Source organism: Mycoplasma tauri (genome assembly GCF_016925555.1).
GTDB classification, from domain to species: domain Bacteria; phylum Bacillota_I; class Bacilli_A; order Mycoplasmatales; family Metamycoplasmataceae; genus Mycoplasmopsis; species Mycoplasmopsis tauri.
Genome location: NZ_CP070479.1, coordinates 342,609 through 362,238 on the forward strand (window position 1 = coordinate 342,609; position 19,630 = coordinate 362,238).

General features: G+C 28.6%; 18 protein-coding genes. 15 read left to right on the top strand and 3 right to left on the bottom strand.

Features of this window, described 5'->3' with window-relative positions; genetic code table 4:
- Nucleotides 1–4 precede the first annotated feature (4 nt).
- The 5 genes from JS510_RS01465 to JS510_RS01485 all read left to right on the top strand — a co-directional run bounded on the left by JS510_RS01465 (nucleotide 5) and on the right by JS510_RS01485 (nucleotide 7,125).
- Nucleotides 5–2,986 carry an AAA family ATPase gene (locus tag JS510_RS01465; RefSeq protein ID WP_205517605.1) on the top strand — a complete coding sequence of 994 codons (2,982 nt, stop codon included), beginning with the start codon at nucleotides 5–7 and terminating at the stop codon, nucleotides 2,984–2,986.
- 149 nt (nucleotides 2,987–3,135) lie between these two features.
- Nucleotides 3,136–3,678 (top strand): hypothetical protein, encoded by a 543-nt coding sequence (locus JS510_RS01470; RefSeq protein ID WP_205517606.1) that lies wholly within the window; start codon nucleotides 3,136–3,138, stop codon nucleotides 3,676–3,678.
- Between the two features lie 294 nt (nucleotides 3,679–3,972).
- Nucleotides 3,973–4,638, top strand: a complete 666-nt coding sequence (locus tag JS510_RS01475) for a lipoprotein 17-related variable surface protein (protein WP_205517607.1) — start codon at nucleotides 3,973–3,975, stop codon at nucleotides 4,636–4,638.
- A 117-nt stretch (nucleotides 4,639–4,755) separates the two neighbouring features.
- The gene (locus JS510_RS01480) at nucleotides 4,756–5,259 is read left to right on the top strand and encodes a dUTP diphosphatase (RefSeq protein WP_205517608.1); all 504 of its coding nucleotides are present in this window, start codon (nucleotides 4,756–4,758) and stop codon (nucleotides 5,257–5,259) included.
- 18 nt (nucleotides 5,260–5,277) lie between these two features.
- Nucleotides 5,278–7,125 carry a S41 family peptidase gene (locus tag JS510_RS01485; protein ID WP_205517609.1) on the top strand — a complete coding sequence of 616 codons (1,848 nt, stop codon included), beginning with the start codon at nucleotides 5,278–5,280 and terminating at the stop codon, nucleotides 7,123–7,125.
- A gap of 44 nt (nucleotides 7,126–7,169) precedes the next feature.
- Here the strand turns inward: JS510_RS01485 and tsf are convergent, their stop codons facing one another.
- Both tsf and rpsB read right to left on the bottom strand, forming a co-directional pair.
- A complete protein-coding gene (tsf, locus tag JS510_RS01490) occupies nucleotides 7,170–8,069 on the bottom strand; it encodes a translation elongation factor Ts (protein ID WP_205517610.1) in 900 nt (299 codons plus the stop codon).
- A gap of 18 nt (nucleotides 8,070–8,087) precedes the next feature.
- Nucleotides 8,088–9,044, bottom strand: a complete 957-nt coding sequence (gene rpsB, locus JS510_RS01495; RefSeq protein ID WP_205517611.1) for a 30S ribosomal protein S2 — start codon at nucleotides 9,042–9,044, stop codon at nucleotides 8,088–8,090.
- 317 nt (nucleotides 9,045–9,361) lie between these two features.
- Here rpsB and JS510_RS01500 point away from each other — a divergent pair, with 317 nt between their 5' ends.
- From JS510_RS01500 to JS510_RS01540, 9 genes are read left to right on the top strand one after another with little or no spacing between them, the layout of a single operon-like run.
- Nucleotides 9,362–9,805 (top strand): hypothetical protein, encoded by a 444-nt coding sequence (locus tag JS510_RS01500; RefSeq protein ID WP_205517612.1) that lies wholly within the window; start codon nucleotides 9,362–9,364, stop codon nucleotides 9,803–9,805.
- Nucleotides 9,806–10,597, top strand: a complete 792-nt coding sequence (locus JS510_RS01505; protein ID WP_205517613.1) for a F0F1 ATP synthase subunit A — start codon at nucleotides 9,806–9,808, stop codon at nucleotides 10,595–10,597. It abuts the gene before it with no gap.
- A gap of 11 nt (nucleotides 10,598–10,608) precedes the next feature.
- A complete protein-coding gene (gene atpE, locus JS510_RS01510) occupies nucleotides 10,609–10,848 on the top strand; it encodes an ATP synthase F0 subunit C (protein WP_232841150.1) in 240 nt (79 codons plus the stop codon).
- 10 nt (nucleotides 10,849–10,858) lie between these two features.
- A complete protein-coding gene (atpF, locus tag JS510_RS01515; RefSeq protein WP_205517614.1) occupies nucleotides 10,859–11,443 on the top strand; it encodes a F0F1 ATP synthase subunit B in 585 nt (194 codons plus the stop codon).
- Nucleotides 11,444–11,445: 2 nt separating this feature from the next.
- A complete protein-coding gene (atpH, locus tag JS510_RS01520) occupies nucleotides 11,446–12,006 on the top strand; it encodes an ATP synthase F1 subunit delta (protein WP_205517615.1) in 561 nt (186 codons plus the stop codon).
- The gene (atpA, locus tag JS510_RS01525; protein ID WP_205517616.1) at nucleotides 11,999–13,585 is read left to right on the top strand and encodes a F0F1 ATP synthase subunit alpha; all 1,587 of its coding nucleotides are present in this window, start codon (nucleotides 11,999–12,001) and stop codon (nucleotides 13,583–13,585) included. Before atpH ends, atpA begins: the two co-directional genes overlap by 8 nt.
- A gap of 13 nt (nucleotides 13,586–13,598) precedes the next feature.
- Nucleotides 13,599–14,462, top strand: coding sequence for an ATP synthase F1 subunit gamma (gene atpG, locus JS510_RS01530; RefSeq protein ID WP_205517617.1), 864 nt, complete (start codon nucleotides 13,599–13,601; stop codon nucleotides 14,460–14,462).
- Nucleotides 14,463–14,507: 45 nt separating this feature from the next.
- On the top strand, nucleotides 14,508–15,926 hold the full coding sequence (gene atpD, locus JS510_RS01535; protein ID WP_205517618.1) for a F0F1 ATP synthase subunit beta: 1,419 nt from the start codon (nucleotides 14,508–14,510) through the stop codon (nucleotides 15,924–15,926).
- Between the two features lie 29 nt (nucleotides 15,927–15,955).
- Complete coding sequence (locus JS510_RS01540; RefSeq protein WP_205517619.1) at nucleotides 15,956–16,375, top strand: F0F1 ATP synthase subunit epsilon; 420 nt, start codon at nucleotides 15,956–15,958, stop codon at nucleotides 16,373–16,375.
- Nucleotides 16,376–16,529: 154 nt separating this feature from the next.
- Here the strand turns inward: JS510_RS01540 and eno are convergent, their stop codons facing one another.
- A complete protein-coding gene (gene eno / locus JS510_RS01545) occupies nucleotides 16,530–17,897 on the bottom strand; it encodes a phosphopyruvate hydratase (protein WP_205517620.1) in 1,368 nt (455 codons plus the stop codon).
- 505 nt (nucleotides 17,898–18,402) lie between these two features.
- Here eno and tuf point away from each other — a divergent pair.
- Entirely contained in the window at nucleotides 18,403–19,593 is a 1,191-nt protein-coding gene (tuf, locus tag JS510_RS01550) for an elongation factor Tu (protein WP_205517621.1), read from the top strand.
- The last annotated feature ends 37 nt before the right edge of the window (nucleotides 19,594–19,630 follow it).

The following is a 19,630-nucleotide window of genomic DNA, read 5'->3' on the forward strand; positions in this document are numbered from 1 at the left end:
AAGTATGAAATTAATTAAAGTTGAAGCACACGGTTTTAAATCTTTTGCTGATCCAATTACACTTAAATTTGATGGTGGTGTTGCGGGCATTGTAGGGCCAAATGGTTCTGGTAAATCAAATATTAATGATGCAATTAAATGGGTTCTTGGTGAACGTAGTGCAAAGGAATTACGTGGTGATAACATGGATGATGTTATTTTTGCCGGTTCAAAAACTGCAAAACCATTAAACAAAGCCGTTGTTACATTAACATTTGACAATAAGGATGGATTAAGCAGTATACCACATGAAATTGTTACAATAAGTAGAGTTCTTGAACGCGGAAACGGAATTAATCAATATTACTTAAATGGTGAAGTTTGCCGTCAAAAAGACATAAGAGAAATTGCTATGGAAAGCGGTATTGGAAAAAGTTCTTTAGCAATTATTTCACAAGGTACTGTTAGTGATATAGCAGAAGCTACACCTGAAGAAAGAAAAGCTATTTTTGAAGAAGCAGCAGGTGTATCTAAATATAAATTTCGTAAAAAAGAAGCTCTTTCTAAACTTGCTAAAACACAAGAAGGTCTTGACCAAATTAACTTAGTTATAGCCGAAATAGAAAGAAAATTGGTTCCACTAAGAAGACAAGCTGAGAAGGCAAAAATCTATATTTCTAAAACTGAAGAACTTAAGGTTGTTGAAGTAGGGCTTCTTGTTGATAACATTAGAACATTCGGAGAAAAATATGAAACTCTTTCAAAAGAACTTGAAGGAGTTAGTGAAACAAAGGCTGATTTAAACAAAAGAATTTCTGACCTTGAACTTAAAATTAATCAAAACACACAATTTAAGTCTTCACTAGAATCTGAATTAAAAGAGCTTTCAATTGAGTATGACTCAGTTAAAGAAAGATTGCAAAAAATTAACATCGCAATGGCTAGAGAAAGTGAAAGAGATAGATTGATTGCTGATGGCAATTTAGTTGCTAATAAAGAAGAACAAATTGCATCATTCAAATCTCTACTTGAAAAATCTGCTCAAAGAATCAATTACTATGAAGCAGAAAGTAAAGCTCTTAACATTAGAATAAGCGAGAATAGAAAAGTTCTTGAGTCATATGAAAATGAACTAAATAATTTAGGCATTCTTCTAAATAAAAAAGATAGTGAAATTTTTAAAGTTCAAACCCACATAAGTCTTCTTAAGCAACAGAAGGAAAATAGTTCAATGTTATTTAAAGGCACAAAAACTATTTTGGAAAATAAAGCCTTTTTTGGCAAATCATTAAAAGGTACTGTAGCAGACTTAATTAAGGTTGAACCACAATATACAAGTGCTATAGAAGTTGTCTTAAATAATGCTCTTCAACATCTTGTTGTTGATAAGTCTGAAACTGCTGTTAAAGCTGTTGAATTTTTAAAACAAAATAAAGGCGGAAGAGCAACATTTATTCCTTTAACATCTATTCAGCCAAAGAATGTAAGAGATGATCATTTATTAGCTATTCAAGGACAACCAGGCTTTGTTGGTATTGCTTCAAATTTAATTCAAATTAACCCAATTTATGATATTTTAGCTAAATTTTTATTAGGGAATGTTATTGTAACCTCAGATATAAAGCAAGCTAATAAAATTTCAGAAATTTTAGATCGTCGTTATATGATTGTTACTCTTGAAGGCGACATTATTCGTGCTGGTGGTGTTATTGTTGGTGGTACTAAATCAACAACCGAAACCCTTTTAAATATTGATGATAAGTTAAAAGATTTAGAAAACTTACTTCCAGGGCTTGAAGCTGCAATTGCAGTTGATAGAGCAAAACAAAATGAGATTTATAATTATCGTCGTTCATGTTTAGAATTAGATAGCCAACTAAAAAATCAAGTTGCTAATGTAATTTCTCAAAAATCTAATGAACAAGCTATTTTCGATGAATTAAACTTAAAATTAAAGAACATTAGCGATAGAGAAATTAAATTAGAATCAGACAGCGTAAGTATCCAAAGCAAAGAGTCAGATTTTGAAGTTTTATCATCAAGAAAGAGTGCTCTTGAAGCTGAATATAGAGCTAAAGATGAAAGAATTAAAACTCTTAGTCAAGAAATTAATTCTGCACAAATGCTTAAAAATGATTATGATTCAACATTAAGAAAATTATTAGATTCATTTGCTACAAAAATGGCTGATAAAGAAAAGTCAAAAGTGTTCTTAGAACAATCACGTGAAAGACTTGCTGCTCAATATAAATTAACTTTTGAAGCTGCTCAATCTCAAGGTTATAAACTTGAGATGCCACATGATCAAGCTAGTGAAATTGTTAGAGAGATAAGAGAAGAGATTGAAAAACTTGGAAGCATTAATCTCGAAGCTCTTGAACAATTAGTTGAAGAAGAAAAACGTTATAACGACTATGCTGAAAGTGAAAGTGAGTTATCTAAAGCTAAGGAAATTCTTGAAAGCGCTATTGCTGATATGGATAAAATAATAACCACTAGATTAACAAATATTATCCATGATGTTAATGAAGAATTTAATAATGTTTTTGCTACTATGTTTGGTGGTGGTAGTGCTAAATTGTTCTTTAGCGATCCAAACAATGTTCTTGATTCAGGTGTAGAAATTGAAGCAACTCCTCCAGGTAAAAATATTAAAAATCTTAAGTTATTCTCAGGTGGTGAAAAATCACTAATTGCTATTTCATTACTATTTGGTATTCTTAAAGCAAGACCTCTTCCATTATGTATTTTAGACGAAGTTGAGGCCGCACTTGATGAAGCTAATGTTGTGCGTTATGCAGAATACTTGCAACAATTAAAAGAAAAAACTCAATTTTTGGTTATTACTCACCGTCATGGAACAATGTCAAGAGTTGACTCCCTTTTTGGCGCAACAATGCAAAATAGAGGTGTTACAACATTCTTTAGTATTCAACTTGCAGATGCTAAAAAACTTGTTGATGACGAGCAAAAAGATTATTTAAATGACTCAACTTTAAATAATTAGTAAACAAAAAAACTCAAGCTTAATGCTTGTTTTTTTGTTGCTTTCTTAGCATCTATATTATTTAATTTTTAAATTTTCTTGCTTACTAAATTAAAGTTAATTTTTACAATAATATTTTGAATATTTTCGATTTATATTATCATAAAAATATGATTAATAATGTAAAAATAAATGACTTGCATACTAAGATAACTGATATTCAAAAATTAATTAATAAAATATCTCTTGAAAATGATGTTGAAAATTTATACAAAATTTTTGAAAATGAAATACCACAAGATATTACTCCATCATTTGCAGATTTTTTAGAAATAAAAAACATTTTAGAATATGATAAATTACAAAAAGATTGTACAGTTAACTATAGATTAAATGAATTAAGGGAACAAAATAAACTTGAAACAAAATTTGTTTCTTATAACCAAACAACTCAGTATAACTTTTTAGATCATACTGAAGTCATTGTTCATAATATTGAAGCTATACCTAAAAATGAACTAAAGAATTTGGTTGATCAATATTACAACAACATTTTAAAAAACAAACTTTTAGCTAAATTAGATTCTTTTATTCATGAATATAAGTGTGAGAAAGAGCTTGATAAATGTTCAACATGAGATCCTAAAAAGTCGAGAGAACTAGTTAAAGATGAAGAATATGTTTTATATTTACTAGGTAATGATTGAAAATAAGTTTGTTCTTTAAAATTATCATTTGCAGAAAAGAAAAATTATTTTTCTTTTTTTATTGTCTAAAATTTAGTTATCATATTCAATAAAAAGTAGTAATAAGCAAGTGATTACATAAAGTCTAATTTTACTAAATAAGCTATTTTATAGCCTTATAAAGTATTTATATAATGATGTTTTTAATATTTGTTTTGAAAAAATTAGATTAGTTTATTTGTTCTAATTTATTTAATTTTTCTTTATTTTTTATATGATATTAATAAAGCTATATGCAATAATTTAAAAAAGCAGGTAATTATGAAATTATTAAGAAAAATATCAATAATATCAACATTTTCTTTTGGTCTCTTTCCACTAGCGCTTATTCAAACATCTTGCAACAATAATTCATCTAAAACAGATATAGATGATGAAAATAAAATAAATGAAGTGGCCAAAAGTGTAATTATTGATATTAAAAATAAACAAAATATAACAAGTGATTTTATAACAAAAGATAACATTAGTGAGTATGCTATAGTTAACAATTTAGATGATAATTATTCAATTGTTTATGAAGAATTAAATCCGGGTGATAAATCATTAGAAATAAAATTTAAAATAGAAAAAAATGGAAAAAGTTCTCAAAGTTCATTACTTAAAGTATCAGGTTTTGCCGAACCTATTAGTGATATAAAAATAATTGATAATGATACAAGTGCTAAGGTAAATCAAATTAGAGCATCATACAAAGGTTTAAATAATCAAAAAGAAGTTCTTCCAAGTGAAGTTAAAAATGATGATATACAATTTGATAATTTACAAGAAGGTTGAAATATAGATAATATTGAACTTAAACAAATTAACAAAAGAGGAATTTTGAAAGTAACTTTTAAAGTAAAAGATAAAGATGGGAATTCGGTCAATAATCACGTTGAAAGAACTATAACTGGTTTTAAAAAGCAATGAAAAACTAATCAATAAAAAAATATTTGATTAAAATATGCCTCAAAAGGATGGCATATTTTTTTCAAAAAGAATAGCTGTCAAAAAAATAATTTGACTTATTAACTTATTTAATAATGTTTTATAATTCATAATATGAATTTAAGTAGAATTTTTGAAATGCAGAAGGACTTAGATAAAGCGATAAGTTCAAGAAATGATATCGACACATCAAATAGAAAAATATCTAAGGCAGATTTTAATGATATGCAACTTTTAGCAACTTTAGTTGAAACTGCGGAGTTTGCTAACGAAGTTCAGACATTTAAATATTGAAAAGCTAATAAAACAGTAAATCCAGAAAAAGCGCTTGAAGAATTTGCAGATATATTACATTTTTTAGGATCATTTGCATATAAATATGATGTTGACCCAAATATTGAACCACTTATAATGTCTGAAAATGTAAATCGGCAAATATGTCTATTATTTAGTACTATTAGTAGTGCAATTAACAATCTAAACAAATATGTAATTGGACAAATGTTGGCTTTATTATTAGGGGCTGCAAAACTATTAAATTACAGTGAAGAAGAAATAATTAAATGATACGATATTAAAAATAAGAAAAACTATGAAAGAATTAAGGATAAATATTAGCTAAGAGTTGGGATGATAATGAGAAAAATATTTAGAGCCCCTGCTCTTTTTATATCAATAACAAGTCCTATAATTGTTCTTTCATGTGTAAAAAATTACAAAGGCGATGAAAATAGAAATAAAATCGTTAAAGATATTTCATTCCGTGATGTATCGAAATCATATAAATTTATTAATCAAAATCCAAAAATTAAAACATATTTTTTTGATAATAAAAATACACCTTATATATCTGTTCCACAAGTATTAAAAACTCTTGATGGCGCTGTGAACAATTCTGCTATAAATAAATCCCTTTCAGGGTTTTTTGATAATAAAAATTATTCAAAGTATCATGCAAACAACGCAAGTGTTAAATTTGATTGAATTGAAAACACTATTGAAATTTCCAACACAAGAGTTTTTCATATTTTTAACAGTCAAGTTGATATTGATTACGGGAAAGATTTAAAATTGTATACCTATAAAATAGACAATTTGGACAATAAGAATATCACTATTGATTTAGATAACTATGGATGAGATATATATTCCATTAATAAAGAACCAATTATTCCATTAGCTGTTTTTAATAGCTTGTTTTTAAGTCCAAATTATTACAATTTGTACTATAATGGTTCAGAATTTTATGGTGGTGATTTGCTAATTCCTTCAAGATTTCGAACTAAAGATGGAAAGGGGACTGAACTAGGCAATGAGTTTATAATAAATCCAGTATCAAAAGATTCAAGAATTGATGCTTACAACTCATTACGTTTTAACTTTGACTATTTTTATGGCCTAAGAGAAGAAAAGGGTTATAAAAGTGGTGAATTTGATAAATTTATTCATCCAAAAATTATTCAAAAAATTCTTTCTACAGATGAAAGTATTTATAATGAAGGATATTTGCAGTTGTTTTATGGTCAGTTGAATGATTTGCATTCAAAGATATTTAATTATGGATATAAAACAGATTTTAATAATATTCAGCCAAATAGTAAGATAATAGAAAAAGCAAATGAAAATTATAAACAAACTATAGATAGTAAATTTGAATCTGTTCATGAAATATTTAAAAATGCAAGAAATAATTTACAAAGTGCAAGAGAAAAGCAAATTAATGAGATTTTAAAAAAAGAAAAGGTCATTAATGTTGATGACTATGAAAGACTAAATCATGGACAAATGCCTATTGTAAGGTTTCTTGATAATAATACAGCTGTCATTACTATTGACAATTTTGTAGTGGGCGCAATAGAAGAGTTAAAAGACGAAAAGCCTTATAAATATGACACATTTGAATTAATGAAAAAAGCTTTAACAATTATAAATAGCAAATTTTTAAAAGGAAAAATAATTCTTGATTTATCTTTAAATACAGGCGGTTCTGCTGTGGCATTATATAAAACTATGGCACTGATGAAACACTCATCAATATTTAGAGAAAATAATAAATTTGAAGATATAGTTATTACATCAACTAATATTCTTAATAAAGAAAAAACGGAGATGACATATAGAGTTAATGTTCCTGAGCATATTAAAGGCAATTATGATTGATATATTCAAACTAGCCCTGTAACTTATAGCGCTGCTAATGCTCTTGTTGCTAACATGTATGCTGATAAAATTAATAAATTTGGTGCAAAAACTAAATTAATTGGACAAAAATCAGGCGGCGGAGCAGCTGTAATTATTCCTATTGTTTTAAGTGATGGAACAAAAATAATAATCAGTTCAAATAGTTTAATAACTTACCGTGATGAAAAAAGTAATTATCACTCTGCTGAAAAAGGTTTTAAAGTTGAAGATAAGTATTTAATTAAAAATCATTTTGATTACTATAAAAAAGACAAATTATTAAGTTTATTGAATCAAGATTAAGCAAAAAAAGCCGAACGACTTGTTACGGCTTTTTTGTATAAATATTATTTTTCGACATTCATTTGTTCAGCTACTTCAGCAGCAAAATCAACTATTTTTTTCTCAATGCCTTCACCCAAACCTAAACGATTTGCTTCAAGTAATGTATTTTTGTGTTCCATTAAATATTGAGCAACAGTTTTTGAATCATCCATGATTAAAGCTTGTTTTTCAAGTGTAATTTCAGCAATCTTTTTATCCATTGCACCTTTTAAAATGCTTTGTTGAACTTTTTCAGGTTTTTCTTCAAATCTTGGAGGTTTAACAAATTCTGATTCAAATCTTTTAATAACTGATTCAGGAACATCAGATACTAAAATATATTCAGGGTTCATTGCGCTTAAATGCATTGCAACATTTCTAGCCGATTCAGCATCAGAACCTTTAACTTTAACAATAGCACCAATTTTACCATTGATGTGAACAAATGTTGATACAAGTTCACCATCAAAAGCTATTTTAATAATGTATCTTCTAAGTTCAATTTTTTCACCACATTTAGCACTATAATCAGAAATTAAATCAGCAATTGTTTCTCCACTATTTGATTTTAATGTTAAAGCAACTTCAGTTGAGCAATTTTCTTTAACAAGTGTTGTTGAGTTTGAAGCAATAATTGAAGCTATTGTATTTGCTAATGCAACAAATTCTTCACCATGAGCAACAAAGTCTGTTTCACAGTTAACCTCAACAAGAGCCGCCATCTTATCATCACCTGCAGCTACTACAAGACCATCAGCAGAAACTCTGTTTGCTTTAGAAGCAGCTTTGATTTTTCCACTTTTCTTTAAGTATGAAATAGCTTCTTCAACATTTCATTCAGAAGCTTCAAGAGCTTTTTTACAGTCTGACATACCAGCAGCTGTTCTTTCTCTTAATTCTTTAATTAAAGCCATCTTATCCATAATATATACCTCGTTTTATTATTCACTTTGAGATTCTGATTGTGATTTTTCTTCACTAGTTGCTGTATTTTCTTGAGTTTCAGTTGAATTATAAGTTCTTCTAGGATTTAAAGTTTTTTGAAATCTTTGTATTCTTGGTTTGTCTGATTTAAATTCTGGTAAAACAATGTTTTCATCAGGTTGGAATGCAAACTTAGCCTTTCCACCACGCGCTACAGAAATAGCGTCAGCTAAAATTGTAATAATTAAAGCAATACTTTTAGCAGAATCGTCATTAGCAGGAATACCAAAATCTACTGAATCTGGATCTGAGTTTGAGTCAAGAATACCAATAACTTTAACACCTTTGCTTCTTGCTTCTTTAACAGCAATAGCATCCACATTAGGGTCAGCAACTATCATAAATGCAGGTAATGATTGCATTTTTCTAATACCTTCAAGGTTTTTGTGTAATTTATCAAGTTCTTTTTGTTTTAAAAGACCTTCTTTTTTAGTGTAACCTTGGAAGTTATTTGCTGCAAGTGCTTCAAGATCTTCCATTGTTTTAACTCTTTTAAAAATTGTTGAAGCATTTGTTAATGTACCACCTAATCATCTTTCTGATACATAAAAACTACCTGTTCTTAAAGCATTTTCTTTAATTGTTTCTTTAGCTTGCTTTTTTGTACCAACAAAAATAAATGATGTTCTAGGGTTTTTAGCAACAAATTTTAACAAAATGTTGTATGCGAATTCTAATCTTTGAACTGTGAAGTTTGCATTAATCATGTGCATTCCACGTCTTGCATGAGGATATAGAAATTCTTTCATTTTTGGGTTTCATGTACTTTTTTTGTGACCAAAGTATGTTCCAGCTTCAAGTAATTTTTCTCTTGAAACAATAGCTGGTTTAACTTCTTTAGCAGCTTTATCTTTTTTGTCAGCAACATTTTCTGTTGCGTTCATTTCTTGTTGTGTGTTTTCTACTGTTTCCATATTTTTCCTTTTAAATTTAGTTTGTTTTAACTTTCTATTATTTCGAACACTTAGCACCTTTTCGCAAGGCACACCCAAGTGAATTCATAATAGTGTTTAGATAATTAATTTTATAATTATCAAATGTATATACTAATGATCATAATATATAAATTCTTTTTTTATTTTAACATAAATTTGCTTTAAAAAAAGTAAAAAAATGATGTCAAAATGAAGCGAAAAAATGGTTTATTTTTTTATGACTTATTATTTAAATAATATTATAATTTAAGCATGTTATCTAGTTAATAACATAAGTTTTGGAGAATAAAATACGAATGAAATATAAAGAAATAGAACGGATAATTTTAGTGTTTATAATTTTAATTATCTTGTTTTCTTTTATTTTTATTTCTTTTTATAAGTGGACAAAATTAAGTTTAATTTTAGGTTTTTTAGCAGGCGCTTCATTGTCTTTTATTTTTTTTATATTTAGAGAATTATTTAGCTATAAAATAGTTCTATATAGAAAAAAAGGAGCAATTTTTTTAAGTTTTATTCAATTTACTATAAATGCTATTTTAACTATTGTAATTACAACTTTAATTTTTTGAATAAATAGTAAGTCATTTGAAAATGGAACAAATCTTTATCTAGAGCATAGTAAAAAATATCTATTTTATCCTTTTAATTTTATTACTTATATTTTTGGTTTATCAATTGTAAAAATTAGTATTTTGTTTTCATTAATTAAATTTAAAGAAAGGAGGCTTAAAAAGTAAATGAAAAATAGAAATATTTTTAAAGATTGACTAAATGGTGGATATGCTGATTGGAATCAAAAACAACTTTTGTCATTGATTTTTGTTGTTCTTGTTTGTTTAATTATTTCACTAATTGTCTATGTTAAGATCAAAAAGGATGCAAGGCCTGATAAGGCTCCAAGTGGCTTCATTTTGATTATGGAAGGTTATGTAAATTATATAGATCACTCATTTGATGACAGTACTGATTACAAAATTCCGAAGGCACGTTTTTATATTTTTGGTTTAGCAACATTTTTATTTTTGGGAAATATACTTGGTATGATAGGTTTAGAACCAATAACATCATCTTATTCAGTTGCTATAGCGCTTGCTCTTGTGACTTGATTAGGTATTTATATTACGGCTTTAATTTACCAAAAATGGCGTTTTATAGGCAGATATAAAAATCCAATTGAAATTGTTGGACAGTTTTCTCCACTTATTTCTGCTAGTTTTCGTATATTTGGAAACATAATAGGTGGCGGAACAATAGTGTTTATGCTTTATTATTTTTGTGGTTATTTATGAACTTTAATTATCCCGGGTTCAGAAGCATGACCTTTATTAGCAGTTATTTTTACACCATTTTTACATATATATTTTGATCTTTTTAGTGCCTTCATTCAAGCTTTAGTATTTTGTTCTTTAACTACAATTTGATGGTCTCAAGAAGTTCCAGATGTAGTTATAGCAAAATCAGGTAAGTCAATATCTTTAGAAAAAACAGTTGAAGTTGCTCATAGCAATTTATCTAAAAACATTTATTAGGAGGAGTTATTATGACAGGAGATATAGGAAAAGGATTAATAGCTATAGGAATTGGTCTAGCTATGTTCGGTGGTGTAGGTGTTGGTCTTGGACAAGGGCTAGCAGCTGGTAGAGCCGCTGAAGCAGTTGGTAGAAATCCTGAAGCAGCTGGAAAAATTAGAACAATGATGCTTGTTGGACAAGCTGTTTCTGAATCAGCAGCCATATATTCTTTAGTTGTTTCAATTCTTTTAATGTTTGCATTCTATTAGGAATTAAAAAATGATTTTAACCAATTATCACTATGCATTGAAATATAGTGCAGAAGCAGATGATGTAAAATCTGATGGTATTAAAACGGAATTAGTTGATAAGTTTAAAACAATTTTTCCAACTTATCCGATGATTATTGCTACATTAATAGCTTTAGTTTTAGTAATTTTAATTTTATGATTTTTGCTTTATAAACCTATAAAAAAGGCAATAAAAGAAAGGCAAGATTATATTCAAAAAAATATTGATGAAGCAAAAGAATCTAATCAATTATCACAAGAGAAGTTAAAAGAAGCAAATAAAAGATTAGCTGAAGCATATGTTGAATCTGATGAATTAGTCAAGAATGCTAAATTACATGGTGAAAAAATTATTTCTGATTATACTGATAAAGCTAGAATAGAATCCAAAAGAATCATAGAAAGAGCCCAATCAGAAATCGAAACAGAACGTATTAAAATGGCTCAAGAGTCTAAAAATAATATAGCAAATGCTGCTATTGAAATTTCTAAGAAAATAATAGGTAATGAAATTTCTAAAAAAACTCAAGATGAAATTATTAATGCATATTTAAACGACGAAAGTAATAAATAATTATGTACACAAAAGCGAATCCTGATGGGTATGCCTTAGCTCTATATGACTTAATAAAAGAAGAAAAAAACATAGAAAAAACTTATGACTCTATTGCTTCTTTCTATAACTTAGTTAAAGAAAATATTGATGTTATTAATTTTTTAAAAAGTTTCAAAGTTTCGCAATATGATAAATTTAAAATAATTGATGAGTTTGCACTAAATGATGATAAATTAAAAACATTTAGTACTTTTTTGAAAGTAGTAACAAAAAATAATTATGCTGGAGCATTAATTAGAATTTTGTCTATTTACTTAAAAATTGTTGAAAAAGAACTTGGTATTATAAGGGCAAATATTATTACAGCATTTGAAATTGAAGAAAAAATACTTGAAAAAATTAAATTGAAACTAGAAAAAAATTTGTCTAAAAAGGTTATTTTAAAGACCTATTTAGATAAATCGTTGATTTCAGGTTTTAGAATTGAGTTTAATAACAAAATTATTGAACAAAATATTAAGAAAGACTTAGAGAAGATAGGTTTATTAATGAAGAAAAATAAAGGAGGTTTAAATGGCTAGACAATCAAATGATATTAGTAGAATAATTAAAGATCGTATTAGAAATTTTGACTCTAAGATTGATTATGCAGAAGTTGGATATATTGTTTCTATTGGCGACGGCATTGCATTAGTTAATGGTCTTGATAATGCTAAAAGTGGTGAAATTATTAAATTTAAAGATAATATTTATGGTCTTGTCTTAAACCTTGAAGAAGAAGTTGCAGGTGTTGTTATTTTTAACGGTGCAAATAAGCTTAGTGAAGGTGATGAATGCAGAAGAACTGGTGAAGTTATTTCTGTTCCTGTTGGAGATGCACTAACTGGCAGAGTTGTTGATGCATTAGGTAACCCTATTGATGGTAAGGGTGAGATAAAATATAAACGCAAGAGAGAAATATTTAAAGTTGCTCCGGGCGTTATGACTCGTCAAGAAGTTAATGAACCACTTGAAACTGGTATTATTGCAATTGATTCAATGATTCCAATTGGTAAAGGTCAGAGGGAATTAATTATAGGCGATAGACAAACAGGTAAAACATCTATAGCAATTGATGCAATAATTAATCAAAGAGATAAAAATGTAAAATGTATTTATGTTGCAATCGGACAAAAAAATTCAACTGTTGCTCAAATTGTTAAGAAATTACAAGATTCAGGAGCTATGGAATATACAACTGTTTTAGTTTCCAGTGCTTCTGAATTAGCTCCTCAGCAATACATTTCAGCTTACTCTGGAACAACAATTGCTGAAGAGTGAATGTCTGAAGGGAAAGATTGTTTAATTGTTTATGATGATCTTTCAAAACATGCTATAGCTTATAGAACTCTTTCTCTTTTATTAAGGAGACCTCCTGGTAGAGAAGCTTACCCTGGTGATGTTTTTTACTTGCACTCTCAATTATTAGAAAGAGCAGCAAAAGTAAATAAAGATTTTGGTGGCGGTTCAATTACTGCTTTGCCAATTATAGAAACTCAACAAGGGGATATTTCAGCTTATATTCCAACTAATGTTATATCTATAACTGATGGACAGATTTTTACAAGAGAAAATCTCTTTCTTTCTGGCCAAAGACCTGCCGTTGATGTTGGATATAGTGTTTCTCGTGTTGGTTCAAGTGCTCAAAGTAAATTTATGAAAGAAGTTTCCGGCTCATTAAAATTGGAATTGGCACAATATAATGAAATGTTAGCTTTTGCCCAATTTGGTTCTGATTTAGATGATTCAACTTTGTCTATTCTTAAACATGGTGCAAAAGTTTATGAAATAATCAAACAAGATCAATATTCTCCTATTGATCAATATTCTCAAGCAGTAATTTTGTTAGGTGTTAAAGAAAGAATCATTAATCCACTTCCTGCAGAACATATAAAAAGATATAAAGATGAAGTTATAAGATTTATGACTAAAGACATTGAGGGACTTAACATTTTAGAAAAAATTAAATCAAATAAAAATGCCTTTAATGACGAAATTAAAAACTTATTAACCAATAAACTTGTTTCAATAGTAAATAAAATAATAGTTTCATTGCATGATTATAATCCGGATGATAATTTACCAATGCCTCAAAAATATATTTTTGACAAAAAGGACTAAATTATAGTTATATATGGCTAATATTCAATCTATAAAAAACAGAATGAATTCTGTTAAATCAATCAGAAAAATTACGCATGCCATGGAACTTGTGTCCTTTTCAAAGCTTAAAAAAGCTAAAAAAGACCATGAAGAAATCACAAAATACAATAGTTTAATTGATGAAACTTTTCAAAAAATATTTGAAAATATGTATGAAGATGAAATAAATGAATTAATAAGATCAAGAAGTACTACGAATACAAAATTATATGTTGTTATTACTAGTAATTTTGGATTAGCTGGAAGTTATAATTCTAACATTATAAAATTAGCAAAAGATTGCATAAAGCCAGAAGATAAAATAATTGTTATTGGTTCTTATGGAGAAAGAGTTTTTAATCATTTATTTAAGAACCAAATAGTAGCTTCATACTATGCTACAAATTTAAAAGAGTGGCATTCATTAGTTCATAAAATCGTTAAAGTAGCAGTTAAAATGTATTACAAAAATGAGATTAGCTCAATAAATGTTATATATACAAAATTTATAAATAATTTGCTTCAAAAAGAAACATTGGATACTATTTTTCCATTTGACGAGAAGAAAATAAAAGAATATGTTAGAAATGAAAATATTGACCACAAGCTAGAATTTGAACCCAATCCAGCAACAATTTTAAAGGAGGCTATACCCCTTTACATTGACGCAAAATTATATTTAACTATTTCAGAGTCTCAAATTTGTGAAATTGCATCAAGGCGTATTGCTATGGAGAGCGCTACTGATAATGCTGATAAATTAATAGATGAACTAGACATTGAGTTTAAGAGAAAAAGACAAGGAAAAATTACAAATGAGATTATTGAAATTGTTTCAGGAGCAAATGCTGTTTAATAAATTGATTTGTTTTATAGCATTATAAGAAAAAAGGAGATTACAATGACCGACAATAATGATAAAAAAAATAATATAGGAAATATAGTTCAAATTGTTGGACCAGTTGTCGATGTTAGGTTTGAAAAAGGTAGTTTACCTAAATTGTTAAACGCTTTAACAGTTTCTCTTAATGATGAAATCTTTACATTTGAAGTAGCTCAACACATTGGTGATGATACAGTTAGAGCAATCTCTATGGTTTCTACTAATGGTCTTTCTCGTGGTTTAGAGGTATTAGACACTGGCAAACCAATTTCTGTACCTGTTGGTAAACAAGTTTTAGGGAGAATGTTTGATGTTTTAGGTAATCCTATAGACTTAAAAGAAAAACCAAAAGGTTTAACTGTTCCTATTCATGCTACTGCTCCATCTTATGAACAACAAAAAACAGAAAGTGAAATTTTTGAAACTGGTATCAAAGTTATTGACCTTCTGGTGCCATATGTAAAAGGTGGAAAAATAGGGCTATTCGGTGGAGCTGGAGTTGGTAAAACTGTTTTAGTTCAAGAATTAATTAATAATATTGCTAATGAACATGGTGGGTTATCTGTTTTTGCTGGAGTTGGTGAAAGAACTCGTGAGGGTAATGATCTTTATAATGAAATGAAGGCATCAGGAGTTATTGAAAAAACAGCTCTTGTTTTTGGGCAAATGAATGAACCGCCAGGGGCACGTATGCGTGTTGCTTTAACTGGTTTAACAATGGCTGAGTATTTTAGAGATCATGAAAAACAAGATGTTCTTTTATTCATCGACAACATATTCCGTTTCACTCAAGCTGGTTCTGAAGTTAGTGCTCTTTTGGGCCGTATGCCAAGTGCTGTTGGTTATCAACCAACATTAGCTACTGAGATGGGACAACTTCAGGAAAGAATAACTTCTACAAATGACGGTTCTATTACTTCGGTACAAGCTGTTTATGTTCCTGCTGATGATTTAACTGACCCAGCGCCTGCTACAACTTTTAGTCATTTGGATGCTAAAACTGTTTTAGATAGAAATATTGCGGCTCTAGGTATTTATCCAGCTATCGATCCGCTTGAATCATCATCAAGATTATTAGACCCTCTTTCTGTAGGACAAGAACATTATGACACAGCTCGTCAAGTTGTTTCAATATTACAAAGATTTAAAGAACTTCAAGACATTATAGCTATACTAGGTATGGGTGAATTAAGTGATGAAGATAAGAAAATAGTTGCAAGAGCTAGAAGAATTAGGAATTTTTTAAGCCAACCATTCTTTGTTGCTGAAAAATTTTCTGGTAAAAGCGGAAAGTATGTAAGAATGAAAGATACTGTTCGAAGTTTTAAAGAAATACTTGAGGGAAAATATGATAATTATCCTGAAGAATTATTTCTTTATGCGGGCTCAATCGAAGATGTTAAAGATAGATTTAATAAATCAAAGGAAGATAAATAATTTTTTATTTATCTATAAATAAGTTCAATATGTGAAAATATTCTAATTTAAAAATTGTTACTCATGCGAAAGTTTTTTATGAAGGACCTGTTATAAGTGTTCAATTAAAAACTAAAAGCGGAGGACAAATAGTGCTTCAACCTAATAGAAGTGAATTCTTATCAACGATAGATATTGGCAAATTAATAATTAACCCTTTTGGAGAGAATTTAGAAACTAAAGTATGTTCTATTAGTGATGGAATTGTTTATGCCGATGAATCTAATATTCATATAATAACTAATGATATTATTTTCAGTGATTTAATAGATATTAACAGGGCTGAAAAAGAAAGAATCGAAACTATTGAAAGAATAAAAAATACAACAGATGTTGAAATGCTACAACATCTTGAAATAAAACTAAAACGATCTATTAATAGAATCGACATATCAAATCAATATAATTAAAACACCAAAATTGTATATGGTGTTTTTTATTTTTAAAAAATAATTACTATCTATAAGCTAAATAAATATCCATAAAATTAAAAATAGAAATGTATTTATTAGAGTTGAAAAATAAAAAAACACAAACATAAAATTATGTCTGTGTTCTAAATAATTATTTTGAAAGGTTGTAAAAAGCTTTTTCACCTTCGAATTCAGATTGGCTTCCTAATTCTTCTTCAATTACTAATAATCTGTTATATTTAGCAATTCTATCAGTTCTTGACATTGAACCAGTTTTGATTTGGCTTGTGTTAAGTGCAACAGCAAGGTCTGATAAAGTTGTATCTTCTGTTTCGCCTGAACGGTGTGAAACAACACATGCCATATTTGCCTTTTGAGCCTTGTTTATAGTATCAAGAGTTTCAGTTAATGATCCAACTTGATTTAATTTAATTAAGATAGCATTCATTGATTTGTTTTCAATTGCTTTTTCTAACAATTTAGGGTTTGTAACTGTTAAGTCATCGCCAACGATTTGAACTTTATCCCCAAATTTTGCTGTCATTTTAGCAAAACCTTCTCAATCACTTTCAGCTAAACCATCTTCAATAGAAATAATTGGATATTTATTAATTAATGAACCAAAGTATTCTATTAATTCATCTGTTGTATATTCTAATTTAACATCATTTAAATGTTCAAAACCAGAACGTTTTTCTATAATAGCATTTTTAAGTTTTTTAAATACATACTTTTTAGTAGTTTCATCATAAAGTTCACTACATGCAGAGTCCATAGCAATAGCAACAGCTTTTTCACCCTTTGTAGCTGGTATGTAACCTGCTTTTTTAATAGCTTCTACAAGGTAATCAAGAACTTCTTCATGACTTTTACAGTTTGGAGCAAAACCACCTTCATCACCAACTTGTGTACCATGTCCATCTCTTTTGAGTAATTTTGCAAGATTATGGAATACATGGTTAGCCATTTGTAAAGCTTCTCTTAATGATTTTGCACCAACTGGCATTATCATAAATTCTTGGAAATCAACAGTGTTTGAAGCGTGCTCTCCACCATTCATAACATTAAGCATTGGTAGTGGTAATATGTGAGCATTTGGTCCACCTAAATATTTATAAAGTGGAATTTCAAGTTCTGCAGCAGCAGCTCTAGCAACAGCTAATGAAACACCCAAAATAGCATTTGCACCAAATTTAGATTTTGTAGGAGTTCCATCTAATTTAATCATAGTTTCGTCAATTAATCTTTGATCAAAAACAGATAAACCTAATAATTCAGGAGCTATATGATTGTTAACATTATCAACAGCTGTCATAACACCTTTGCCACCGAATCAGTTATCTTCGTATTTTGTGCCTTTATCTCTTAATTCAAGAGCTTCTCTACTACCTGTACTTGCTCCTGAAGGTACATTTGCAACACCTATAAAACCATAGTCAGTTTCAACTTCAACTTGAATTGTTGGGTTACCACGTGAGTCTAAAATTTCGCGTGCGTGAATTCTTTCAATAATTGGCATTTATCCTCCCATAGATAATTTTTTCTTACATTATTCATTATTATAACAATATGAAATTTTTAATTATAAAATTGCTTGAACTTATTTTATTTATTTATGTAAAAAATTACATATTTACTATAAACAAAATTTAAATTTACAATGAATTTTATTTTTAAAAACAGACAATCAAAATTTCATTTTTTAAATGCTTAAATTAGTATATTAAATAATTATTTTTTTAAAAAAATGACTATTTAAAACGCATTATATTAAATATTTATGGTTTATTTTTTTCTAAAATAGCTTTTTTATAGTATTAAAAACTTGAAATTTTAATTTATTTGTTATTTGTGCTTTTTTGCTAAAATTTAAATTGCTATATGTTAATTATTATTGTTAATATGCGATATTAATGAATTTTAATTAGATATATAGTAGTGATGGATAGGACATGGTTGTAAGGCCATGCATAGGTTGGTTTTAGCGCTAAAATTACTACAATATTTTATGAAAGGAACTTAATATGGCAAAACTAGATTTTGACCGTAGCAAGGAACACGTTAATATTGGTACAATTGGTCACGTTGACCATGGTAAAACAACATTAACTGCTGCTATTGCTACAGTATTAGCAAAAAAAGGTTTATCAGAAGCTAAATCATATGATGCTATTGATAACGCACCAGAAGAAAAAGCTCGTGGTATAACAATTAACACATCACACATTGAATACAACACAGAAAAACGTCACTATGCACACGTTGACTGTCCAGGTCACGCTGACTATATTAAAAACATGATTACTGGTGCTGCTCAAATGGATGGTTCAATCCTTGTTGTTGCTGCAACAGATGGTGCAATGCCTCAAACAAAAGAACACGTTCTTCTTGCAAAACAAGTTGGTGTTCCTAAGATGGTTGTATTTTTAAACAAATGTGACATGATCAAACCTGAAGATTCAGAAATGATCGATTTAGTTGAAATGGAAGTTCGTGAATTACTTTCAAAATATGGTTTTGATGGTGACAATACACCAGTTGTTCGTGGTTCAGCTTTACAAGCTCTTCAAGGTAAAGAAGAATATGAAGCAAATATTATGGAACTTATGGATGCTGTTGACACATGAATCGAAAACCCAGTTAAAGACTTTGAAAAACCATTCTTAATGGCTATTGAAGACGTATTTACAATTTCAGGTCGTGGTACAGTTGCTACAGGTCGTGTTGAACGTGGTAAGTTAAATCTTAACGATGAAGTTGAAATCGTTGGTCTTAAAGCTACAAAGAAAACAGTTGTAACTGGTATGGAAATGTTTAGAAAGAACCTTAAAGAAGTTCAAGCTGGTGACAATGCTGGTTTATTACTTCGTGGTGTTGAAAGATCAGCAATTGAACGTGGTCAAGTTCTTGCAAAACCAGGATCAATTATTCCTCACACAGAATTTACAGCTGCAATTTACGTACTTACAAAAGAAGAAGGTGGTCGTCACACTCCATTCTTTAAAAACTATAAACCTCAATTCTACTTCCGTACAACAGACGTAACTGGTGGTCTTGAATTTGAACAAGGTCGTGAAATGGTTACACCAGGTGAAAACGTTAACTTAGTTGTTAAACTTATAGCACCTATTGCTGTTGAAGAAGGTACAAAGTTCTCAATCCGTGAAGGTGGTAGAACAGTTGGTTACGGTAGCGTAACAAAAATTATTAAATAATATTTTTAAATTTATTTTCTTAATTTATTTTTTTATT